This window comes from Pantoea sp. YU22, from assembly GCF_003970755.1.
GTDB lineage: Bacteria > Pseudomonadota > Gammaproteobacteria > Enterobacterales > Enterobacteriaceae > Pantoea > Pantoea piersonii.
The window spans coordinates 1-20,352 of record NZ_RYDU01000013.1 but is presented as its reverse complement, the minus strand read 5'-3'; the positions used below and the strand labels follow the sequence as shown (position 1 = coordinate 20,352).

The window sequence follows — 20,352 nt, the reverse complement described above, 5'->3', positions numbered from 1 at the left end:
TTTTTTATATCTGGCGAATCAGTATTCCCAGGTATCGGGATCAATGCCCATCTCGCGCATGATCTTTTTCGCTTCTTCCGGGATCTCATCGCTGCGCTCTTTGCGCAAATCAACGTCGTCCGGCAACGGTTGTCCGGTAAAGGCGTGTAAAAAGGCTTCGCACAGCAGTTCGCTGTTTGTGGCGTGACGCAGATTATTTACCTGACGACGGGTACGCTCATCCGTTAAAATTTTCAGCACGCTCAACGGGATAGAAACTGTGATCTTCTTGACCTGCTCACTCTTCTTACCGTGTTCAGCGTAAGGGCTGATATATTCGCCGTTCCATTCAGCCATGGGTTACCTTAATCAATAAAAGTTAAAAGTGGGGAAATCCGTGGATTATGCCCGATTTTACCGTGCCTGACCTCTTGAACTGCGGGGTTTCTTCATCCTGGCCGCAAAAACGGACGCAAAACGCAGGCAATGAGGGGTAATTTTAGCGGTTTATAGCATTCTGCTCAATCTATACGCAAAGACATTTAGATGTCCAGATGTATTGACGTCCAATTGTGGAATGTTATCCTGATGCCTCTCTATTACTCTTTTCAGGAACAAAAGCACCATGACGCGTAAACAGGCAACCATCGCAGTCCGCAGCGGTTTGAATGATGACGAGCAATATGGCTGCGTTGTCCCGCCGATTCATCTCTCCAGCACCTATAACTTCCTTGATTTCAACGAGCCGCGCGCGCATGACTACTCGCGTCGCGGCAACCCAACGCGCGATGTGGTGCAGCGCGCGCTGGCGGAGCTGGAGGGCGGAGCGGGCGCGGTGCTGACCAATACCGGCATGTCGGCGATTCATCTGGTGACGACGGTGTTCCTGAAGCCTGGCGATCTGCTGATCGCTCCGCACGACTGCTATGGTGGCAGCTATCGCCTGTTCGACAGCCTGGCGAAGCGCGGTGCCTATCGCGTGAAGTTCGTCGATCAGGGCAACCGCGCGGCGCTGGATGCAGCGCTGGCGGAAAAACCAAAGCTGGTGCTGGTGGAGAGCCCGAGCAATCCGCTGCTGCGCGTGGTGGATATCGCCGCTATCTGCGAGGCGGCGCGCGCTGCGGGAGCCGTCAGCGTGGTCGACAATACTTTCCTGAGTCCGGCGCTGCAAAATCCGCTGGCGCTGGGCGCGGACCTGGTGATCCACTCCTGTACCAAATACCTGAATGGCCACTCCGACGTGGTGGCGGGCGCGGTGATAGCCAAAAATCCAGCGCTGGTGACCGAGCTGGCCTGGTGGGCGAACAATATCGGCGTTACCGGCGCGGCCTTCGACAGCTATCTGCTGCTGCGCGGTCTGCGCACGCTGGCGCCGCGTATGGCGGCGGCGCAACGCAACGCGCTGGCAATTGTGAGCTATCTGCAACAGCAGCCGCTGGTGAAAAAGCTGTATCATCCTTCTCTGCCGGAAAACGCCGGACACGAATACGCGGCGCGTCAACAGCGCGGCTTCGGCGCGATGCTGAGTTTTGAACTGGACGGTGACGAAGCGCTGCTGCGTCGCTTCCTGAAGGCGCTGCAGCTGTTTACGCTGGCGGAATCGCTGGGCGGTGTAGAAAGCCTGATTTCCCACACCGCGACCATGACGCACGCCGGCATGTCGGCGGAAGCGCGCGCGGCGGCAGGCATTTCCGAAACTTTGCTGCGCGTCTCTGTGGGCATTGAGGATCATGAAGATTTAATCGCCGATCTGGATAATGCATTCCGGACGGCATCCGAGGGTTAAAAATGACGATTTCAGCCGGCGCGGCAACGCCGAGTATTAAGCAGCTGCACAAGTTTGGCGGCAGCAGCCTGGCCGATGCGCGCTGTTACCAGCGCGTCGCCAGCATCATGGCGGATTACAGCCAGCCAGGCGATTTAATGGTGGTCTCAGCGGCGGGCTCGACGACCAACCAGCTGATTAGCTGGCTGAAGCTCAGCCAGAGCGATCGCCTTGCCGCGCATCAGGTGCAACAGGCTTTACGGCGTTATCACAGCGAGCTGATCGCCGGACTGTTGCCTGCTGAATATGCTGAACCGTTGGTTGCGAGCTTTATCCGCGATCTGGAAAAACTCGCCGCGCTGCTGGACGGCGTGATGACGGATGCGGTCTATGCTGAAGTGGTTGGACACGGCGAAGTGTGGTCGGCGCGTCTGATGGCGGCCGTGCTGAGCCAGCGCGATATCGACGCCTGCTGGCTGGACGCGCGCGACTTCCTGCGTGCGGAGCGCGCCGCGCAGCCGCAGGTGGATGAAGGCAAATCCTGGCCGCTGCTGCAAACGCTGCTGGCGCAACATCCGCACCAGCGTATCGTGGTAACCGGCTTTATCAGCCGCAACGACGCGGGCGAAACCGTCCTGCTGGGGCGTAACGGTTCCGACTACTCCGCCACGCAGATCGGCGCGCTGGCGGGCGTCAGCCGCGTCACGATCTGGAGCGATGTCGCCGGGGTTTACAGCGCCGATCCGCGCAAAGTCTCCGACGCCTGTCTGCTGCCGCTGCTGCGCCTCGACGAAGCCAGCGAGCTGGCGCGTCTCGCCGCGCCGGTGCTGCATACGCGTACGCTGCAGCCGGTCTCCGGCAGCGATATCGATCTTCAGCTGCGCTGCAGCTACCAGCCGGAGCAGGGCTCGACGCGTATCGAGCGCGTGCTGGCTTCCGGCACCGGCGCGCGTATTGTCACCAGCCATGACGATGTCTGCCTGATTGATGTTCAGGTGCCGGATCAACACGATTTCGCGGCGCTGCACAAAGAGGTAGAGCTACACCTCAAGCGCGCGCAGCTGCGTCCGCTGGCGACCGGGGTACATCCGGATCGTCAGCTGCTGCAGCTTTGCTATACCGCCGAAGTGGTTAACAGCGTGTTTCAACTGCTGCAGGATGCGGGACTGCCTGCGCATCTGCAGCTACGCGAAGGGCTGGCGCTGGTGGCGCTGGTCGGCGCGGGCGTTACGCGCAATCCGCTGCACAGCCACCGCTTCTGGCAGGAGATTCAGGATCAACCGGTCGAGTTCGTCTGGCAGTCAGAAGATCACATCAGCCTGGTGGCGGTGCTGCGCGTCGGCCCGACGCAGTCGCTGATTCAGGGACTGCATCAGTCGCTGTTCCGCGCGGAAAAGCGTATCGGCCTGATGCTGTTCGGCAAAGGCAATATCGGCTCACGCTGGCTGGAGCTGTTTGCGCGCGAGCAGGAAGCGCTCTCGGCGCGCACCGGCTTTGAGTATGTGCTGGCGGGCGTGGCGGACAGCCAGCGCAGCCTGCTGAGCTATGAAGGGCTTGACGCCAGCCGCGCGCTCGCTTTCTTCGATGACGAAGCGGAAGCGCGCGACGAAGAGTCGCTGTTCCTGTGGATGCGCGCGCATCCGTTCGACGATCTGGTGGTGCTCGACGTCACCGCCAGCACGCCGCTGGCGCAGCAGTATCTCGACTTCGCCAGCCATGGCTTCCACGTTATCAGCGCGAATAAGGTTGCAGGCGCGTCCGACAGCCAGACCTGGCGGCAGATCCGTGACGCCTTTACCAAAACCGGTCGGCACTGGCTCTATAACGCCACGGTCGGCGCAGGGTTGCCTGTTAACTACACGGTGCGCGATCTGCGCGACAGCGGCGACACTATTTTAGCTATCAGCGGCATCTTCTCCGGCACGCTCTCCTGGCTGTTCCTGCAGTTCGACGGCACGGTGCCCTTTACCGAACTGGTGGACCAGGCGTGGCAGCAGGGGTTAACCGAACCCGATCCGCGCGTGGACCTGTCGGGTCAGGACGTGAAGCGCAAACTGGTGATCCTGGCGCGCGAGGCGGGCTACAACATCGAGCCGGATCAGGTGCGCGTCGAGTCGCTGGTGCCGGCGGGCTGTGAAGCGGGATCGATCGACGACTTCTTCGAGCATGGCGAAGCGCTTAACGAGCAGATGCTACAGCGTCTGGAGGCTGCGCAGGAGATGGGTCTGGTGCTGCGCTACGTGGCGCGTTTCGATGCCAGCGGCAAAGCGCGCGTCGGCGTTGAAGCGGTGCGCCCGGAACATCCGCTGGCGGCGCTGTTGCCGTGCGATAACGTCTTCGCGATTGAAAGCCGCTGGTATCGCGACAATCCGCTGGTGATCCGCGGCCCTGGCGCAGGGCGGGACGTTACGGCTGGCGCCATTCAGTCCGATCTTCACCGACTCGCTCAGCTGCTGTAACGGCTTCAGAATGCCTTGCGTCGTCTGAGAGCAGGTGGCGATTGTAACAACGCGTCTCGCGTAAAGGAATGCGCGAGACGCGTCGCGTTAAATAACCTGCTGTAACGTCGCGGTCAGACCCCGCTGCCTGTGATAAGGCGCTGACTGTCAAAGACTCTTCTCTTTTCTGTATGAATTTCCCTCACCTTGTTTGAATATTTGTCACACCTCGTTAGCACTTTTTTGTTGACGCCTTCATGAGATTCGTTCATTTTGTGCATCTGGACGTCTAAACGTATGGATGTTCGCAGGCAGCAAATTAACCCGACGTTTTTGATGAGGTAAGCAGGATGAGTTTCTTTCATGCCAACCAGCGCGAAGCGCTGAATCAGAGCCTGGCAGAGCTGAACGGGCAAATTAATGTCTCATTCGAGTTTTTTCCGCCCCGTACCAGCGAAATGGAAGAAACCCTGTGGCACTCCATCGATCGTTTAAGCAGCCTGAAGCCGAAATTTGTCTCCGTCACCTACGGCGCGAACTCCGGCGAACGCGACCGCACCCACAGCATTATTAAAGGCATTAAAGATCGCACCGGACTGGAAGCTGCGCCGCATCTGACCTGTATCGACGCCACGCGCGCAGAGCTGCGCGCCATTGCGGAAGATTACTGGAACAGCGGCATTCGCCATATCGTGGCGCTGCGCGGCGATTTGCCTGCAGGCGGCGGTAAACCGGATATGTATGCCTGCGATCTGGTTTCCCTGCTGAAAGAGGTTGGCGACTTTGATATTTCTGTGGCCGCCTACCCGGAAGTGCATCCTGAAGCGAAAAGCGCGCAGGCCGATCTCATCAACCTGAAACGTAAAATCGATGCGGGTGCTAACCGCGCGATTACGCAGTTCTTTTTTGACGTAGAGAGCTACCTGCGCTTCCGCGACCGCTGCGTCGCCACCGGCATTGACGTAGAGATCGTGCCGGGCATTTTGCCGGTTTCGAACTTCAAACAGCTGACGCGCTTCGCCACGATGACCAACGTGCGCGTCCCAGGCTGGATGAACGCGATGTTCGACGGGCTGGATGATGATGCGGAGACGCGCAAAATGGTCGGCGCGAATATCGCCATGGACATGGTGAAAATCCTGTCGCGCGAAGGGGTGAAGGACTTCCACTTCTATACCCTGAACCGCGCGGAGATGAGCTACGCCATTTGCCATACGCTGGGCGTACGACCGGTTATCGCTGCGTAATTTCTCTTATCTTGCGGGGCGGCCGCGCGCTGCCCCGTTAACGCTTAAAATACCACCGCCTGACCATCCTTTCTGCTCTCCGTCGCCGCGATATAGAACCCCTGCGGGTCGCGCACAATCGCCTGCGCGCCGCCGAAATTGTACCCTTGCAGCGGATCCTCCAGCGTCACCTGATGGCCCAGCCGCCGCAGCGCCGCCAGCGTATTGCGCTCGAGCGAGGATTCAAACACGACGTGACGACCCTGCACCACACGCCAGCGCGGCGCGTCGATTGCCGCCTGCGGGTTCTGTTTATGCAGCATAATGCGCAGCGCCAGCTGCAGGTGGCCCTGCGCCTGCATCGGACCGCCCATAACGCCAAACGACATCAGCGGCGCGTCCTGCGCGTCGAGTGCGAAAGCCGGGATAATAGTATGGAAAGGGCGCTTGCCGCCCGCCACGACGTTGGGATGCGCAGGATCAAGCGAAAAGCCCGCTCCGCGATTCTGCAGACTGATGCCGGTTTCAGGCACGACTACGCCAGACCCAAAGCCCATAAAGTTCGACTGAATAAAAGAGACCATCATGCCGCTGGCGTCGGCCGTGCTGAGGTAAACGGTGCCGCTCTGCTGCGGCGCGCCGAAGGTGAAGTCGCCTGCGCGTTCAGGATCAATCAGTGCCGCGCGCTGGCGCAAATAGCCCTCGCTGAGCAGCCGCTGCGCTGGAAACTCCAGATGATCTTCGTCGCTGACGTAACGCTCCAGATCCACCAGCGCCAGCTTCATCGCCTCAATAGAAAGATGCAGCCAGGGAACGGAGTCGGGCGGGTAGCGGCCGATATCAAGCTGCTCAAGAATGCCCAGCGCAATCAGCGTGGCGATCCCCTGGCCATTAGGCGGCAGCTCCTGCACCGAGCCGCCGGCAAACGGCTGCGACAGCACATTTACCCAGGTGGCGCGATGCCTGTCGAGATCCTCCAGCGTCAGCGCAGCGTTGTGCTGACGAGCGAAGGCAGCGATTTTTTCCGCCAGCTCACCGCGATAAAAGCTCTCTCCATTGCTTTCAGCGATCTTTTGCAGCGTATCGGCCAGCGCCGGGTTGCGGAACAGTTCGCCGACGCCCGGCGGGCGGCCGCCAGGGGCAAAGCAGGCGCTGAAGCCGGGCTGATGCTGAAGCTTATCGAAGCCGCGCTGCCACAGCTCGGCAATGAGCGGCGAGACGGGAAAGCCATTCCGCGCGTAGTCGATAGCGGGCTGCGCCAGCGTGGTCAGCGGCAGCGTGCCGAAACGCTCCGCCAGCGCGACCCATGCCGACACCGCGCCCGGCACGGTCACGGCTTCCCAGCCGATTTCAGGCATGCGGTCGCGGCCGACAAAACGTTCAGGATGCCAGGCTGCCGGGGCGCGTCCCGAGGCGTTCAGACCATGCAGCTGGCTGCCGTCCCAGACGATAGCGAAGGCGTCGCTTCCTGCGCCGTTGCCGGTCGGTTCCAGCACCGTCAACGCCATGGCGGTGGCAATCGCCGCGTCTACCGCGTTTCCTCCCTGCAGCAACATACGCAGACCAGCCTGTGACGCCAGCGGCTGAGACGTGGCGACGGCATTGCGGCCCATAACAGGAACGCGATGCGACGCGTAGCTGGCGTGAAAATCGAACTCAGAATGCATGTCTCATTCCTTAGCAGAGTGCAGCTGCGCCATAACGATGCGCTGAGGTGGTGCAACATCTAACCTGTCGCAAGCGGGTGAAGAGGTGAAATAAGAAAAAATCACAGGCTTTGCATTCTGGCGCGAATTTTGCCTGCTTTTTAGACAGAATAGGGTACAGTAGCAGTGTAAACGTTGTGCACTTTTTGCATTTTTTGCGCTTTTTTTAAGCGAGGCGAGACAGGTTTGCCTTTTGTGATCAAGGGCTTGTTTTGCTTATAGCAAAAAGAACAGGTTTGGCTAAAAAAATAATCAATATTCACGCAGCAAATCGTCAGGTCTCTATCCATACTTAGAATCCCGGCGAGATGATGCATTGCTCTGACATGTTTCTCAGGCGGTGCGAATCAGGCTGTGTCCCGTAAGGGTTTCACTAACAATAACCATAAACTCTTGCGGGATACAGCCTGCGAAGATCGGTGTGTAAACCATTTGGTTTTTACCTCTACTTTCACGTGATTCATAGTGAGTTTTAAGGAGTTCTCTATGGAAGTAAAAGATCCCGTTTTTGAATTGCTCAGCAGCCTTGAGCAGATTGTACTGACACGTGATGCAACACCTGCCACAACTGAAATTCAGCTTCAGCCCGCTATGCCAGAGCCGCAACGCCTGCGTGAATTAACCGGTATGAAAGTAGATGAATTTGCCAAAGTGATGGGCGTTAGCGTCTCCTCAGTCAAAAGCTGGGAAGCGCGCCGTACACGCCCCTCCGCGACGGCGCAGAAACTGATGAAATTGCTGCATGCCAATCCCTATCTTGGACGGCAGTTACTGGACTAAAAAGAAGAAAAAAGAGAACCCGCCAGCGGCGGGTTTTTTTTTAGCTCAGGCTGCGGTATTTCGCCGTCTGTTTAACGAACCAGCTCTCCGGCACGCTGTAGGGCGGCTGACCAAGCTGCGCGATTCCCTGTTCGATAATGGCGCTGGCCTGCCGCCATAACTGCGCGTCGCCCTGCTTCAACAGGGCGATCTGAACGCGTTTTTCCACCAGATAAACCCGCGCAAAATGGGGATCGAAACGTACGATAGCGCGCGTAATATCGATAATATCGGCCAGCTTGACGGTTTGCGCCTCGGGCGAGGCGTCGGCGGTATGACGAAAATGCGCCAGCTTGCGCGCGGCGCGGTTTTTCGCCTGCGGCTGAGCGCTGTCGGTAAGCATTTCAACCAGCTGCGCGACGCGCGAACCAAAGTGTGATTCAATATCGGCAAGAGTGGTCTCTGTATCTTCTACCGTATCGTGCAGCCAGGCCGTCGCCAGCAGTTCGTCGTCTGCGCTGACGCTGCGCACCAGTTCCACAACGGCGGCGGGATGAACGATATAGGGTTCGTTGGTATATTTACGCCTTTGACCGGCTGCCGCGTGCGCGCGTGTCGCATAGCGTCGCGCCTGCTCTTCCAGAGATTCCATCATGCACATGCCCTCCTGGTAAAAAGTTGCTTGCAATTATCTAGCACGCTATCTATATTCATTGACATGAACAGTAACCAAAATGACAAAAAAGTGAAGGCGTCGCCACTGTTGGTCAATCAACAGCTCTGCTTCGCGCTCTATTCCGCCAACCTGGCGATGAATAAAGTCTATCGACAACTGCTGTCGCAGCTCGACATTACCTATCCGCAATATCTGGTAATGATGGTGCTTTGGGCGCAGGACGATCTCACCGTGTCTGAAATCGGCGAGCAGCTGTTTCTTGACTCCGCCACGCTGACGCCTTTGCTGAAGCGTCTGGAAAGCGCAGGGTTGATTAACCGTCAGCGTTCGCGTCAGGATGAACGTCAGGTAGTGGTCACGCTGACAGAGCAGGGCCGCGCGCTGCAAAGCCAGGCGAGCGCTATTCCAGAGGCGGTCCAGTGCGCGACCGCCTGTGATAACGACACGCTGATGGCGCTGAAAAACGGACTCGATTTGCTGCGCGACAACCTTAACCAGTCGCGCTAAAGATTTACCGGGCGTTCGCGCCCGTCGAAACACCTGCTACACTTTTATTAATCGCGTACGATTAAATCGTTTAATACAGAGAGGAAGTTATGTCTTTAGAGAAAGTTGTTTATACCGCAAAAGCCAAAGCCACCGGCGGCCGTGATGGTCGTGCAACCTCTTCTGACGGCGTGCTGGACGTGAAGCTGGGCGTGCCGAAAGAGATGGGCGGCGCAGGCGGTGAAGTCACTAACCCGGAGCAGCTGTTCGCTGCCGGTTACTCCGCCTGTTTCCTCGGCGCGATGAAGTTCGTGGCAGGCCGCGATAAAATCGCGATGCCGAAAGATGCCTGGATCGAAGGCGAAGTCGGTATCGGTCCGATTCCAGACGGTTTCGGCATCGAAGTAAAACTGAATATCCACCTGCCGGAGATGGACGAGGCGGAAGCGCAGAAGCTGGTTGACGCCGCGCATATCGTTTGTCCGTACTCTAACGCCACGCGCAATAACATCGACGTGACGCTGAATATTATTCGCTGAGTGACAGGGGCCCCTCTGCGGGCCCCTTTTTTGCTTCTCTTCGCATTTTCCCTGCCTGCCTCATCCTCTGTTCTGGCCTGACTGGTTAATTTATGTTCTACTGTGCGGCCTCGTGAAAGAGCCGTCCGATCCCGTTCAGATTCTTCCTGTTCCCCAGGAAATCGTCATGTCTCTGCGCTAAGCAAGCGAACTCTTCCGCGTTCCGGTAGTCACAATAGCGTTCAACATCATGCTCCACTCCAGGGAAAACCCTTTAAGATGAATTACATAAAAACCATAACCCAGCAAAAGCTCTCGTTGCTGCTGGCGTTATACATCGGCATTCTGCTTAATTTGCCGATCTTTTATCGTCGCTTTGACGGCTTTCTGACCAAATCCACCGTAACAAACTGGCTGACGGCTGTGACTGAAGTGATGGCTATCGTCGTGCTCACTTTTTTCCTGATGCGTCTGCTGTCGCTGGGCGGAAAGCGCTTCTATCGCGTACTGGCTACGTTGCTGGTGGTGATTTCCGTTGCCGCCGCCTATTACATGGCCTTTTTTAACGTAATGATTGGCTACGGCATCGTGGCATCGGTCATGACGACCGATGTTGATCTGTCGAAAGAGGTGGTCGGCCTGCACTTTGTGGTATGGATGGTCGCCGTCAGCGCGCTGCCGCTGCTGATGATCTGGCGTAACAATCTCAGCCAGACGCTGATCGAGCAGCTGCGTACGCCGGGACAGCGCCTGAAGCCGATGCTGGTGATGCTATTGTGTGTCGCGCTGGTATGGCTGCCGATCCGTTATTTCGACAAGCTGCAAAAAACTAACGAAGAGATTACCAATATCGATCTGCCGAGCTATGGCGGCGTGGTTGCCCACTCTTATCTGCCGTCGAACTGGCTGGCCGCGTTAGGGCTGTTCGCCTGGACGCATATCGATGAGACGCTGGACAGTCAGGAGCTGCTCGACCCGGCGAAGAAGTTTACTTATGTTGCGCCGCCGGGCATCGACGATACCTATGTGGTGTTCGTCATTGGCGAGACTACGCGCTGGGATCATATGGGTATGCTGGGCTACGATCGCGACACTACGCCGAAGCTTTCCAAAGAGAAGAACCTGGTGGCGTTTCGCGGCGAGTCGTGCGATACCTCCACTAAGCTGTCGCTGCGCTGTATGTTTGTGCGTGAGGGCGGCACGGAGGACAGTCCGGGACGCACGCTTAAAGAAAAGAATATTTTTGCCGTGATGAAGGAGCTGGGCTTTTCGTCCGAGCTGTTCGCCATGCAGAGCGAGGTGTGGTTTTACGATAATGCGGAAGTGGATAATTTCGCCTTCCGCGAGCAGATTGGCTCAGAGCCGCGTAACGCTGGCAAGTCCGTTGACGATATGCTGCTGGTGCCGGAGCTTAAGGCGTCGCTGGATCGTTATCCGCACGGGAAGCATCTGGTAGTATTGCATACCAAAGGCTCGCACTATCTCTATTCGCAGCGCTATCCGCGCAGTTTCGCCCGCTATCAGCCGGAGTGTATGGGCGTCGATGAGACCTGCAGCAAGGCGCAGCTGATTAACGCTTACGATAATTCGATCCTTTACGTGGATAGCATGCTGGACAGCGTGCTTGATCAGCTGCGCGACAAGAAGGCGATTGTCTTTTATGCCGCTGACCACGGCGAGTCGATTAGCGAAAATACGCATCTGCACGGTACGCCGCGTGAGATGGCGCCGCCGGAGCAGTTCCGCGTGCCGATGATGGTGTGGGCCTCGGACAAGTATCTGGCCGATGCCAATAACCGCGCTAATTTCGAGCGTTTGCAGGCGCAGCAGCGCATCGGTAAGACGCATCGTCATGTTGAGCTGTTCGATACTATTCTGGGCTGTCTGGGCTACACCTCTCCGAATGGCGGCATTAAAGCGGCGAACAACTGGTGCCAGGCACCAGCTTCTTCAGGTGCCAGGGCGCTGTAAAGTGTCGGAACTGACTGAGCGGCGAGGGATTTTACTGACAGGTTGCTTTTCAGGCGATCGCGGCTAAATGGTAAAAAAGCGGTTGACGCTTACAAACCGGCGCAGTAACATGCGCCCCCATCGGTGAGTGGCGCAGCCTGGTAGCGCACTTCGTTCGGGACGAAGGGGTCGGAGGTTCGAATCCTCTCTCACCGACCAGATTTAAGAAACCTGCTTGAAAAAGCAGGTTTTTTTTCATCTGTAGAAAAGAGGATGAGAACCTCCGAAGGAGGTTTGCGCCGAGCGTAGCGAGACAACGTTGCGCAGCAACGGCCCGAAGGGCGCTTATCGCAGATAAGCGTTATCCTCTCTCACCGACCAGATTTAAGAAACCTGCTTGAAAAAGCAGGTTTTTTTCGTCTTTATAAAACGGATGCTCTGTTTTGCGTGACAACACTGTGCGTTATTCAAATATGCTCCTGCCGTTTCGTCCCTGAGGCGAGACGCTTTGCTTTTTCATCCCTGTTAACCTTTTAATACGCCGCTCGGCTTATCAAAAATAAGCACAATAAAGCCGTTATTCGCATAAGTTTTTATGAGGCGTTAACAGGTCGCGTAGAAAAATATCGTCGTCGGTTTCCTGACATAATATTGCTTCTGCTGGATTCAGCTGTTTCTCACCGTTTTACTGGAAACCCGCTGAAATAAACCTTTGCCGACATTCAGGCCTGATCAATCTGATTATTCCCGCTTTTAGTAGGGTATCGCCCGCTGCAACAGGCCCAGACGCTTATTTCGCATCACGTTTTTCTTATGACCTTTTTTATTGTCATGCCAATTTCTTATGCCTGCGACCTAGCATTTTCCACTGCCTGGACGCGATAACGCACGCTAAATCGTTCAGTTATTCAACATTTATCGGGTTAGCGCTTATGTTTTTTAGCGGTGAGAATCACTGTCAATTATCGTCCGAATTAGTGGGATATATGGTTATGCAGGTAAAAGCGCTGTGCAATATCCGGCAATTAGCGGCGAAGGCTTTTTTTTACCGTTGCTTGCTATTCCTCACACTCTGTGTAAATAACTCGCGGCTGTATTGACGTTCTTTGCAACTGTTGACAAATTGATGCGTCAATAAAGTTGCAGAAGCGGCGTGATCCGGCAGTTTCTACGGCGTCGGAAAAACACAACAAGAACCGCTCCGCACTTTCGACCACATCAGTGGTCTGCCTGAACCGCATAAAAAAAACAGAGGTCGGGCAATACACACAACAACACATCACAATGGAGTAAAAGCATGATCAACTCCCTGGCCAAATCCAGGATGCTGAAGGTCGGTCTGAGCCTGATTGCTATGACCGTCGCCGCAGGTGTTCAGGCAAAAACCCTCGTTTACTGTTCAGAAGGCTCGCCGGAAGGTTTTAACCCGCAGCTGTTCACTTCAGGTACGACCTACGACGCCAGCTCCGTGCCGATCTATAACCGTCTGGTTGAGTTCAAAACCGGCACCACCGAGCTGCAGCCTGGTCTGGCGGAGAAGTGGGATATCAGCGATGACGGCAAAACCTACACGTTCCACCTGCGCAAAGGCGTAAAGTGGCAGACCACCAAAGAGTTTAAGCCATCGCGTGAGTTCAACGCCGACGATGTAATCTTCTCTTTCGAGCGTCAGCTGGATAAAAACAACGCCTACCATAACGTCTCCGGCGGCAGCTACGAATATTTCGAAGGCATGGATATGCCGAAGCTGATCGGCAAAGTCGAGAAAGTCGACGACTATACCGTTCGCTTTACGCTGACGCGTCCAGAAGCGCCGTTCCTGGCTGACCTCGGCATGGACTTCGCATCGATTCTGTCGAAAGAGTATGCGGACAAAATGCAGAAAGCGGGTACGCCGGAGAAGCTGGACCTGAACCCGGTCGGCACCGGCCCGTTCGTGCTGCAGCAGTACCAGAAAGACTCACGCATTCTGTATAAGGCCAACCCGGATTTCTGGGGCACGAAGCCGAAAATCGATCGTCTGGTCTTCTCTATTACGCCGGACGCTTCCGTACGCTACGCCAAGCTGCAGAAGGGCGAATGCCAGGTGATGCCGTACCCGAACCCGGCCGACATCGCCAGCATGAAGAAAGACACCAAAATCAACCTGATGGAGCAGCCGGGCCTGAACGTTGGCTATCTCTCGTTTAACACCGAGAAGAAGCCGATGGATAACGTCAAGGTGCGCCAGGCGCTGACCATGGCGGTAAACAAACAAGCCATTATCGATGCCGTTTATCAGGGCGCAGGCCAGGCCGCGAAAAACCTGATCCCGCCGACCATGTGGGGCTATAACGACGCGATTCAGGATTACGCTTACGATCCGGCAAAAGCCAAAGCGCTGCTGAAAGAAGCGGGTCTGCCGGATGGCTTCTCTATCGACCTGTGGGCGATGCCGGTTCAGCGTCCTTACAACCCGAACGCGCGCCGTATGGCGGAAATGGTTCAGGCTGACTGGGCGAAGATCGGCGTGAAAGCCAAAATCGTGACCTACGAGTGGGGTGAATACCTGAAGCGCGCGAAAGCGGGCGAACACCAGTCGGTGATGATGGGCTGGACCGGCGACAACGGGGATCCGGACAACTTCTTCGCCACGCTGTTTAGCTGCGCGGCGGCAAAAGATGGCTCCAACTACTCGCGCTGGTGCTATAAGCCGTTTGAAGATCTGATCCAGCCGGCTCGTGCCGAATCGGACCACAATAAACGTATTGAGCTTTATAAGCAGGCGCAGGTTGTGATGCATGACCAGGCGCCGGCGCTGATTATCGCGCACTCTACGGTGTATGAGCCGGTGAGCAAAAAAGTCTCTGGCTACGTGGTCGATCCGTTAGGCAAACACCACTTCGAAAACGTCGATATCCAGGAATAACGCCTGCGGTCCGGGCCGACCTGTTCGGCCCCTGAGCGGGTGCTTGCCCGCTCAGTCGACGCACATTTTCGGCTAACTTCTTCGAATAAAACCCAACATCTTCGCGCTGCAGGAAAGCGGCGAGCCGACCAGTCTCCGACATTTACTCCGGTAAGCGTCGGAAAAGGGTTATCGCGCCTGCACTGCGAGAGATGACGGTTAAACGCACTTTGCGTCGCGTCCGAGGATTTCCTCGAGCGCGAGTTGTGAGCAATAGATCCTGCCGCTTATCGCGGCGGGAAAAGACTGAGAATCCGGCTTATGCTGCAGTTCATACTCCGACGTCTGGGACTTGTCATCCCGACATTTATCGGCATTACCCTGTTGACCTTCGCGTTCGTGCATATGATCCCCGGCGATCCAGTGCTGATCATGGCGGGCGAGCGCGGGATCTCCCCGGAGCGCCACGCGCAGCTGATGGCGGCCTTTGGCCTCGACCAGCCGCTGTGGAAACAGTACGTTCACTACATTTACGGCGTGCTGCATGGCGATCTGGGCATTTCGCTCAAGAGCCGCATCCCGGTGTGGGATGAGTTCGTACCGCGCTTTAAAGCCACGCTGGAACTGGGCATCTGCGCCATGATCTTCGCCGTCGCCGTGGGTATCCCGGTCGGCGTTCTCGCGGCGGTGAAGCGCGGCTCCATCTTTGACCATACCGCGGTCGGCATCTCCCTGACCGGCTACTCCATGCCGATTTTCTGGTGGGGCATCATGCTGATTATGCTGGTATCGGTGCAGCTTAACCTGACGCCGGTTTCCGGACGCGTCAGCGATACCGTGTTCCTGGACGACAGCAATCCGCTCACCGGCTTTATGCTGATCGATACCTTCTTCTGGGGCGAGGCGGGCGATTTCAAGGATGCGGTGATGCATATGATCCTGCCCGCTATCGTGCTCGGCACCATTCCGCTGGCGGTGATTGTACGTATGACGCGTTCGGCGATGCTGGAAGTGCTGGGCGAAGATTATATCCGCACCGCGCGCGCGAAAGGCCTGACGCGGATGCGCGTTATCGTCGTTCATGCGCTGCGTAACGCCATGCTGCCGGTGGTCACGGTGATCGGGCTGCAGGTCGGCACGCTGTTGGCGGGCGCCATCCTGACGGAAACCATCTTCTCGTGGCCGGGCCTCGGCCGCTGGCTGATCGAAGCGCTGCAACGCCGCGACTATCCGGTAGTGCAGGGCGGCGTGCTGCTGACTGCGGTGCTGATTATCCTGGTCAACCTGCTGGTTGATCTGCTGTACGGCGTGGTCAACCCGCGCATACGACATAAAAAATAAGGGGGCGTCATGTCTGTTGTTGATCCCGCAAGCGTAGCCGCTGCACCTAAGCCGATGACCCCCATCCAGGAGTTCTGGCACTATTTTAAACGCAATAAGGGCGCGGTCGTCGGCCTGGTCTATGTGGTCCTGATGCTGCTGATCGCCATTTTCGCCGGCGCGCTGGCGCCGCATGCGCCTGCAGAGCAGTTCCGCGATGCGCTGCTGCATCCGCCGGTCTGGCAGGAAGGCGGTAGCTGGAGCTATATCCTCGGCACCGACGATGTGGGCCGCGATGTGCTGTCGCGTCTGATGTACGGTGCGCGTCTGTCGCTGCTGGTGGGCTGTATGGTGGTGGTGCTGTCGCTGATCCTCGGCGTCGTGTTCGGCCTGCTGGCGGGCTACCTCGGCGGCGTGGTAGACGGCATCATCATGCGCGTGGTGGATATTATGCTGGCGCTGCCGAGTCTGCTGCTGGCGCTGGTGCTGGTGGCGATCTTCGGTCCGTCGATCGTTAACGCCTCCATCGCGCTGACCTTTGTCGCGCTGCCGCACTATATCCGTCTTACCCGCGCCGCGGTGCTGGTTGAGGTGAACCGCGACTACGTTACTGCGTCCAGTGTGGCGGGCGCGGGCATGCTGCGTCAGATGTTCGTCAATATTCTGCCTAACTGTCTGGCACCGCTGATCGTGCAGGCGTCGCTGGGCTTCTCCAACGCCATTCTCGACATGGCGGCGTTGGGCTTTCTCGGTATGGGTGCGCAGCCGCCGACGCCGGAGTGGGGCACCATGCTCTCCGACGTATTGCAGTATGCGCAAAGCGCCTGGTGGGTAGTGACCTTCCCTGGACTGGTTATTCTGCTCACCGTACTGGCCTTTAACCTGATGGGCGATGGCTTACGCGACGCCCTCGACCCGAAACTCAAGCAGTAAGAGGCACCGAGATGGCGTTATTAAATGTAGATAAATTATCGGTGCATTTCGGCGACGATAAGGCACCGTTCCGCGCGGTCGACCGCATCAGCTATCAGGTCGAGCAGGGACAGGTCGTGGGGATCGTCGGCGAGTCCGGCTCCGGCAAATCAGTCAGCTCGCTGGCGATTATGGGCCTGATCGATTTTCCCGGCAAAGTGATGGCGGAGAAGCTGGAGTTTAACCAGCGCGACCTGAAACGCATCTCCGAGAAAGAGCGCCGTCAGCTGGTGGGCGCAGAAGTGGCGATGATTTTCCAGGATCCGATGACCAGCCTTAACCCTTGCTACACCGTCGGCTACCAGATTATGGAAGCGATTAAGGTGCATCAGGGCGGCAACCGGCGTACCCGCCGTCAGCGCGCAATCGATCTGCTGACGCAGGTCGGCATCCCCGATCCGGCATCGCGTCTGGATGTCTATCCGCACCAGCTGTCGGGTGGTATGAGCCAGCGCGTGATGATCGCCATGGCGATCGCCTGTCGGCCTAAGCTGCTGATTGCCGATGAGCCAACCACGGCGCTGGACGTGACCATCCAGGCGCAGATTATCGAACTGCTGCTTGAGCTGCAGCAGCAGGAGAACATGGCGCTGATCCTGATTACGCACGATCTGGCGCTGGTGGCGGAAGCCGCGCATCACATTATCGTGATGTATGCCGGACAGGTTGTAGAGAGCGGCAAGGCGAACGATATTTTCAAGGCGCCGCGCCATCCCTATACCCAGGCGCTGCTGCGCGCGCTGCCGGAATTCGCCGCCGACAAAGCGCGTCTGGCGTCGCTGCCGGGCGTCGTGCCGGGTAAATATGACCGTCCGGTCGGCTGCCTGTTGAATCCGCGCTGTCCGTACGCCACCGATCGCTGCCGTAAAGAAGAACCTGCCTTACGCGACATTCCGGGGCGTCAGTCCAAATGTCACTATCCGCTGGATGATGCCGGGAGACCAACCTATGAGTCTTGATAATACCAGGCAGGAGTACCTGCTACAGGCGATTGACCTGAAAAAACACTACCCGGTGAAGAAAGGCCTGTTTGGCCAGCAGCGCCTGGTGAAAGCGCTGGATGGCGTCTCCTTTAATCTGGAGCGCGGTAAAACGCTGGCGGTCGTTGGCGAATCCGGCTGCGGTAAATCGACGCTCGGCCGCCTGCTGACCATGATCGAAACGCCGACCGAAGGCCAGCTCTACTGGCATGGTCAGGATCTGCTGAAGCACGATCCGCAGGCGCAGGCGCTGCGCCGTCAGAAAATCCAGATTGTGTTCCAGAACCCCTACGGTTCGCTCAATCCGCGCAAAAAAGTCAGCCAGATCCTTGAGGAGCCGCTACTGATTAACACCGCGCTGAGCAAGGCGGAGCGTAAAGAGAAGACGCTGGAGATGATGGCGAAGGTCGGCCTGAAAACCGAGCATTACGATCGCTATCCGCATATGTTCTCTGGCGGCCAGCGTCAGCGTATCGCTATCGCCCGCGGGCTGATGCTCGAACCCGACGTACTGATCGCCGATGAACCGGTCTCGGCGCTCGACGTCTCCGTGCGCGCGCAGGTGCTTAACCTGATGATGGATTTGCAGCAGGAGATGGGCTTGTCCTACGTCTTTATCTCGCACGATCTCTCAGTGGTGGAGCATATCGCGGACGAGGTCATGGTGATGTATCTGGGCCGCTGCGTTGAGAAAGGCAGCAAAGAGGCGATCTTCAACAATCCGCGCCATCCTTATACTCAGGCGCTGCTGTCAGCCACGCCGCGCCTTAACCCGGACGATCGGCGCGAGCGCATCAAGCTGACCGGCGAACTGCCCAGCCCGCTCAGCCCGCCGCCGGGTTGCGCTTTTAATGCGCGCTGCCGCCGCCGTTTCGGTACCTGCGTACAGCTACAGCCGAAACTGAAGCGCTACGGCGATCAGCAGATCGCCTGCTTCGCCGTCGACCAGGATGAAAATCAGCCGGTCGGCGCGGCGGAAGGGATCGTTTAAAACAGAGGCTCCGTAAGGAGCCTTTTTACTGCCAAATCCTTCACTCCATCTGATGCAGCCCCAGCCGCAGCGATAAACGTTTACCGTCGCTGACGTGAGCGGCTGCTTCCATCTTGCGACAAGCGTTTCGATTTCACCATGACGTCGGTCTCGCTGATGATCACACGCATCAACCTGGCTGGTTCGATCTGGTCAGCATGATGATGGAAGGGATGCGCGCAAACGCGGACAGAGCAGAGACAGAGCCATTCCTCTACAGCATGGGCGAATCGCTGGCGGCGCGCTATCCTTTGCCTGACGCGCGTACCGCGCAGGATCGGGAGCGCGACATGAATTTACAGCTGGCCCGCTTTAGCTGGGGTTTCGTTCAGCTACAGCCGCAAGATGCGGCAATTCTGCTGAAGCTTCATGCCCTTTCTGCGGACGGCGGTCGCGGTGACGCAGGATTTTAACGACGGCAATACGCTGCACTATCGGTATTAACGGAGCGACGACATGACAAAGCCAGCCTGGCTGAGATGGGTGATTTTTTTCATGGTGATGATGGTAAGCGCACAGGCTTCGGCTGACGGCTGGAGCACCTTCAAGAGCCGCTTTTTAACCCCGGAAGGACGTATTGTCGACAACGCCAACAATAACGTCAGCCATACAGAAGGGCAGGGCTATGGCATGCTGCTGGCGGTGGCGAATGACGATCGCGCCACGTTCGATAAGCTGTGGAGCTGGACGCGCCAGCATCTGTTGAATACGCAAAACGATCTCTTCTACTGGCGCTATACGCCGAACGTGAGCGATCCGGTAGCGGACAAGAACAACGCTTCCGACGGCGACGTGCTTATTGCCTGGGCGCTGCAGCGCGCAGCCGATAAGTGGTCTTCGCAGACCTATCAGCAGGCGTCGGATCGGATTCAGCACGCCATCGTGAAGCATAACGTGGTGACCTTCGCGGGCCATACGGTGATGCTGCCGGGCGCGCAGGGTTTCAACAAGACCAGCTATGTCGTGCTGAACCCCTCTTATTTTCTTTTCGAGGCCTGGCGCACCTTTGCCGACCACAGCCATCTCAAGGTGTGGAACGCCTTGATTGATAACGGCATGGATCTGCTGGGCGCGATGCATTTCGGCAAAACGGGCCTGCCGCTCGACTGGGTGGCGCTGAATGCTGACGGCTCGGTCGCGCCAGCGGTGGGCTACTCCAGCCGCTTCAGCTACGATGCGATTCGCGTGCCGCTCAACATCTGGTGGTACGACCCGCAAAGCCTGCGTCTGGTGCCGTTTCAAAACGTCTGGCAGCGTTACGGTCGCCTGACGACGCCCGCCTGGTTCGATGTCATGGGCAACAACAACGCGCCTTACCACCTCGACGGCGGCTTGCTGGCTATCCGGGATTTAACGCTGAACGAGACGGGGTATATCAGCGACCGGCTTGCGCCGGACCAGAACTACTTTTCCGCCAGTTTGCAGCTGCTGGTGTGGCAGGCATTGCAGGAGAAGCGCTGAGCGTTTGCCTGCTGCGCAGGGGCTCTGGCTTCGCTGCGCGAGCGGGCGTTGAGCAGAGGGTTTTTGCTGCTGTTAAACCCCGGTGCGGGTTTCGCTCGCTTAACAGTGGGGGGAGCTTTGGTGCAGGTTTCGTTCGCACGACAGACGGGGGGCTTCAGTGCAGGTTTCGTTCGCCCAACAGCCGGGCAGTTTCATCCCG

The 20,352-nt window shown here is 57.5% G+C and carries 16 protein-coding genes, 1 tRNA gene, 1 other RNA gene and 1 pseudogene; 16 read left to right on the top strand and 3 right to left on the bottom strand.

Annotation, left to right across the window (positions count from 1 at the left end):
• Positions 1–18 precede the first annotated feature (18 nt).
• Positions 19–336, bottom strand: coding sequence for a met regulon transcriptional regulator MetJ (gene metJ / locus EKL29_RS16505; RefSeq protein ID WP_081137884.1), 318 nt, complete (start codon positions 334–336; stop codon positions 19–21).
• Positions 337–604: 268 nt separating this feature from the next.
• Between metJ and metB the strand changes: the two genes are divergently transcribed.
• The 3 genes from metB (at position 605) to metF (ending at position 5,429) form a co-directional block, all read left to right on the top strand.
• Entirely contained in the window at positions 605–1,765 is a 1,161-nt protein-coding gene (metB, locus tag EKL29_RS16500) for a cystathionine gamma-synthase (protein ID WP_126690230.1), read from the top strand.
• Between the two features lie 2 nt (positions 1,766–1,767).
• Positions 1,768–4,203 (top strand): bifunctional aspartate kinase/homoserine dehydrogenase II, encoded by a 2,436-nt coding sequence (locus EKL29_RS16495; RefSeq protein ID WP_120458019.1) that lies wholly within the window; start codon positions 1,768–1,770, stop codon positions 4,201–4,203.
• Positions 4,204–4,532: 329 nt separating this feature from the next.
• A complete protein-coding gene (metF, locus tag EKL29_RS16490) occupies positions 4,533–5,429 on the top strand; it encodes a methylenetetrahydrofolate reductase (RefSeq protein WP_120458017.1) in 897 nt (298 codons plus the stop codon).
• Positions 5,430–5,473: 44 nt separating this feature from the next.
• Here the strand turns inward: metF and EKL29_RS16485 are convergent, their stop codons facing one another.
• Positions 5,474–7,075, bottom strand: a complete 1,602-nt coding sequence (locus EKL29_RS16485) for a gamma-glutamyltransferase family protein (RefSeq protein WP_126690229.1) — start codon at positions 7,073–7,075, stop codon at positions 5,474–5,476.
• Positions 7,076–7,600: 525 nt separating this feature from the next.
• On the opposite strand from EKL29_RS16485, the gene EKL29_RS16480 reads away from it, so the two are divergent.
• On the top strand, positions 7,601–7,894 hold the full coding sequence (locus EKL29_RS16480) for an HTH-type transcriptional regulator (RefSeq protein WP_033754453.1): 294 nt from the start codon (positions 7,601–7,603) through the stop codon (positions 7,892–7,894).
• A gap of 40 nt (positions 7,895–7,934) precedes the next feature.
• Here the strand turns inward: EKL29_RS16480 and EKL29_RS16475 are convergent, their stop codons facing one another.
• Positions 7,935–8,528 carry an HD domain-containing protein gene (locus EKL29_RS16475; protein WP_126690228.1) on the bottom strand — a complete coding sequence of 198 codons (594 nt, stop codon included), beginning with the start codon at positions 8,526–8,528 and terminating at the stop codon, positions 7,935–7,937.
• Positions 8,529–8,591: 63 nt separating this feature from the next.
• Here EKL29_RS16475 and EKL29_RS16470 point away from each other — a divergent pair, with 63 nt between their 5' ends.
• The 12 genes and pseudogenes from EKL29_RS16470 (at position 8,592) to EKL29_RS16415 (ending at position 20,153) form a co-directional block, all read left to right on the top strand.
• Positions 8,592–9,056 (top strand): MarR family winged helix-turn-helix transcriptional regulator, encoded by a 465-nt coding sequence (locus EKL29_RS16470; protein WP_126690227.1) that lies wholly within the window; start codon positions 8,592–8,594, stop codon positions 9,054–9,056.
• Between the two features lie 89 nt (positions 9,057–9,145).
• Positions 9,146–9,574, top strand: a complete 429-nt coding sequence (locus tag EKL29_RS16465) for an organic hydroperoxide resistance protein (protein ID WP_120458010.1) — start codon at positions 9,146–9,148, stop codon at positions 9,572–9,574.
• Positions 9,575–9,832: 258 nt separating this feature from the next.
• Complete coding sequence (gene eptB, locus EKL29_RS16460) at positions 9,833–11,524, top strand: kdo(2)-lipid A phosphoethanolamine 7''-transferase (protein ID WP_126690226.1); 1,692 nt, start codon at positions 9,833–9,835, stop codon at positions 11,522–11,524.
• 121 nt (positions 11,525–11,645) lie between these two features.
• Positions 11,646–11,722 (top strand) — tRNA-Pro (locus EKL29_RS16455).
• Between the two features lie 33 nt (positions 11,723–11,755).
• A non-coding RNA gene (locus EKL29_RS16450) (RtT sRNA) lies at positions 11,756–11,884 on the top strand.
• Between the two features lie 916 nt (positions 11,885–12,800).
• Positions 12,801–14,411: a dipeptide ABC transporter periplasmic-binding protein DppA gene (gene dppA, locus EKL29_RS16445; RefSeq protein WP_120458006.1), complete on the top strand. Its 1,611-nt coding sequence runs from the start codon at positions 12,801–12,803 to the stop codon at positions 14,409–14,411.
• Positions 14,412–14,711: 300 nt separating this feature from the next.
• Positions 14,712–15,731: a dipeptide ABC transporter permease DppB gene (gene dppB / locus EKL29_RS16440; protein ID WP_033754467.1), complete on the top strand. Its 1,020-nt coding sequence runs from the start codon at positions 14,712–14,714 to the stop codon at positions 15,729–15,731.
• Positions 15,732–15,740: 9 nt separating this feature from the next.
• Positions 15,741–16,643 carry a dipeptide ABC transporter permease DppC gene (gene dppC / locus EKL29_RS16435; RefSeq protein WP_126690225.1) on the top strand — a complete coding sequence of 301 codons (903 nt, stop codon included), beginning with the start codon at positions 15,741–15,743 and terminating at the stop codon, positions 16,641–16,643.
• Between the two features lie 11 nt (positions 16,644–16,654).
• On the top strand, positions 16,655–17,641 hold the full coding sequence (dppD, locus tag EKL29_RS16430; protein WP_120458003.1) for a dipeptide ABC transporter ATP-binding protein: 987 nt from the start codon (positions 16,655–16,657) through the stop codon (positions 17,639–17,641).
• Positions 17,631–18,653: a dipeptide ABC transporter ATP-binding subunit DppF gene (dppF, locus tag EKL29_RS16425; RefSeq protein WP_120458001.1), complete on the top strand. Its 1,023-nt coding sequence runs from the start codon at positions 17,631–17,633 to the stop codon at positions 18,651–18,653. Before dppD ends, dppF begins: the two co-directional genes overlap by 11 nt.
• Before the next feature lie 197 nt (positions 18,654–18,850).
• Positions 18,851–19,081, top strand: a pseudogene (gene bcsD, locus EKL29_RS16420) (cellulose biosynthesis protein BcsD); the annotation flags it as partial.
• A 67-nt stretch (positions 19,082–19,148) separates the two neighbouring features.
• Positions 19,149–20,153 carry a glycosyl hydrolase family 8 gene (locus EKL29_RS16415; RefSeq protein WP_120457999.1) on the top strand — a complete coding sequence of 335 codons (1,005 nt, stop codon included), beginning with the start codon at positions 19,149–19,151 and terminating at the stop codon, positions 20,151–20,153.
• Positions 20,154–20,352: the final 199 nt, after the last annotated feature.

Bases quoted from the DNA above. Each gene is read 5' to 3' on its own strand.
- EKL29_RS16415 (WP_120457999.1), top strand. From the start codon at position 19,149: ATGACAAAGCCAGCCTGGCTGAGATGGGTGATTTTTTTCATGGTGATG.
- dppC (WP_126690225.1), top strand. From the start codon at position 15,741: ATGTCTGTTGTTGATCCCGCAAGCGTAGCCGCTGCACCTAAGCCGATG.
- eptB (WP_126690226.1), top strand. From the start codon at position 9,833: ATGAATTACATAAAAACCATAACCCAGCAAAAGCTCTCGTTGCTGCTG.
- metF (WP_120458017.1), top strand. From the start codon at position 4,533: ATGAGTTTCTTTCATGCCAACCAGCGCGAAGCGCTGAATCAGAGCCTG.
- EKL29_RS16485 (WP_126690229.1), bottom strand. From the start codon at position 7,075: ATGCATTCTGAGTTCGATTTTCACGCCAGCTACGCGTCGCATCGCGTT.
- dppF (WP_120458001.1), top strand. From the start codon at position 17,631: ATGAGTCTTGATAATACCAGGCAGGAGTACCTGCTACAGGCGATTGAC.
- metB (WP_126690230.1), top strand. From the start codon at position 605: ATGACGCGTAAACAGGCAACCATCGCAGTCCGCAGCGGTTTGAATGAT.
- EKL29_RS16465 (WP_120458010.1), top strand. From the start codon at position 9,146: ATGTCTTTAGAGAAAGTTGTTTATACCGCAAAAGCCAAAGCCACCGGC.
- metJ (WP_081137884.1), bottom strand. From the start codon at position 336: ATGGCTGAATGGAACGGCGAATATATCAGCCCTTACGCTGAACACGGT.
- dppA (WP_120458006.1), top strand. From the start codon at position 12,801: ATGATCAACTCCCTGGCCAAATCCAGGATGCTGAAGGTCGGTCTGAGC.
- EKL29_RS16495 (WP_120458019.1), top strand. From the start codon at position 1,768: ATGACGATTTCAGCCGGCGCGGCAACGCCGAGTATTAAGCAGCTGCAC.
- EKL29_RS16475 (WP_126690228.1), bottom strand. From the start codon at position 8,528: ATGATGGAATCTCTGGAAGAGCAGGCGCGACGCTATGCGACACGCGCG.
- EKL29_RS16480 (WP_033754453.1), top strand. From the start codon at position 7,601: ATGGAAGTAAAAGATCCCGTTTTTGAATTGCTCAGCAGCCTTGAGCAG.
- EKL29_RS16470 (WP_126690227.1), top strand. From the start codon at position 8,592: ATGAACAGTAACCAAAATGACAAAAAAGTGAAGGCGTCGCCACTGTTG.
- dppB (WP_033754467.1), top strand. From the start codon at position 14,712: ATGCTGCAGTTCATACTCCGACGTCTGGGACTTGTCATCCCGACATTT.
- dppD (WP_120458003.1), top strand. From the start codon at position 16,655: ATGGCGTTATTAAATGTAGATAAATTATCGGTGCATTTCGGCGACGAT.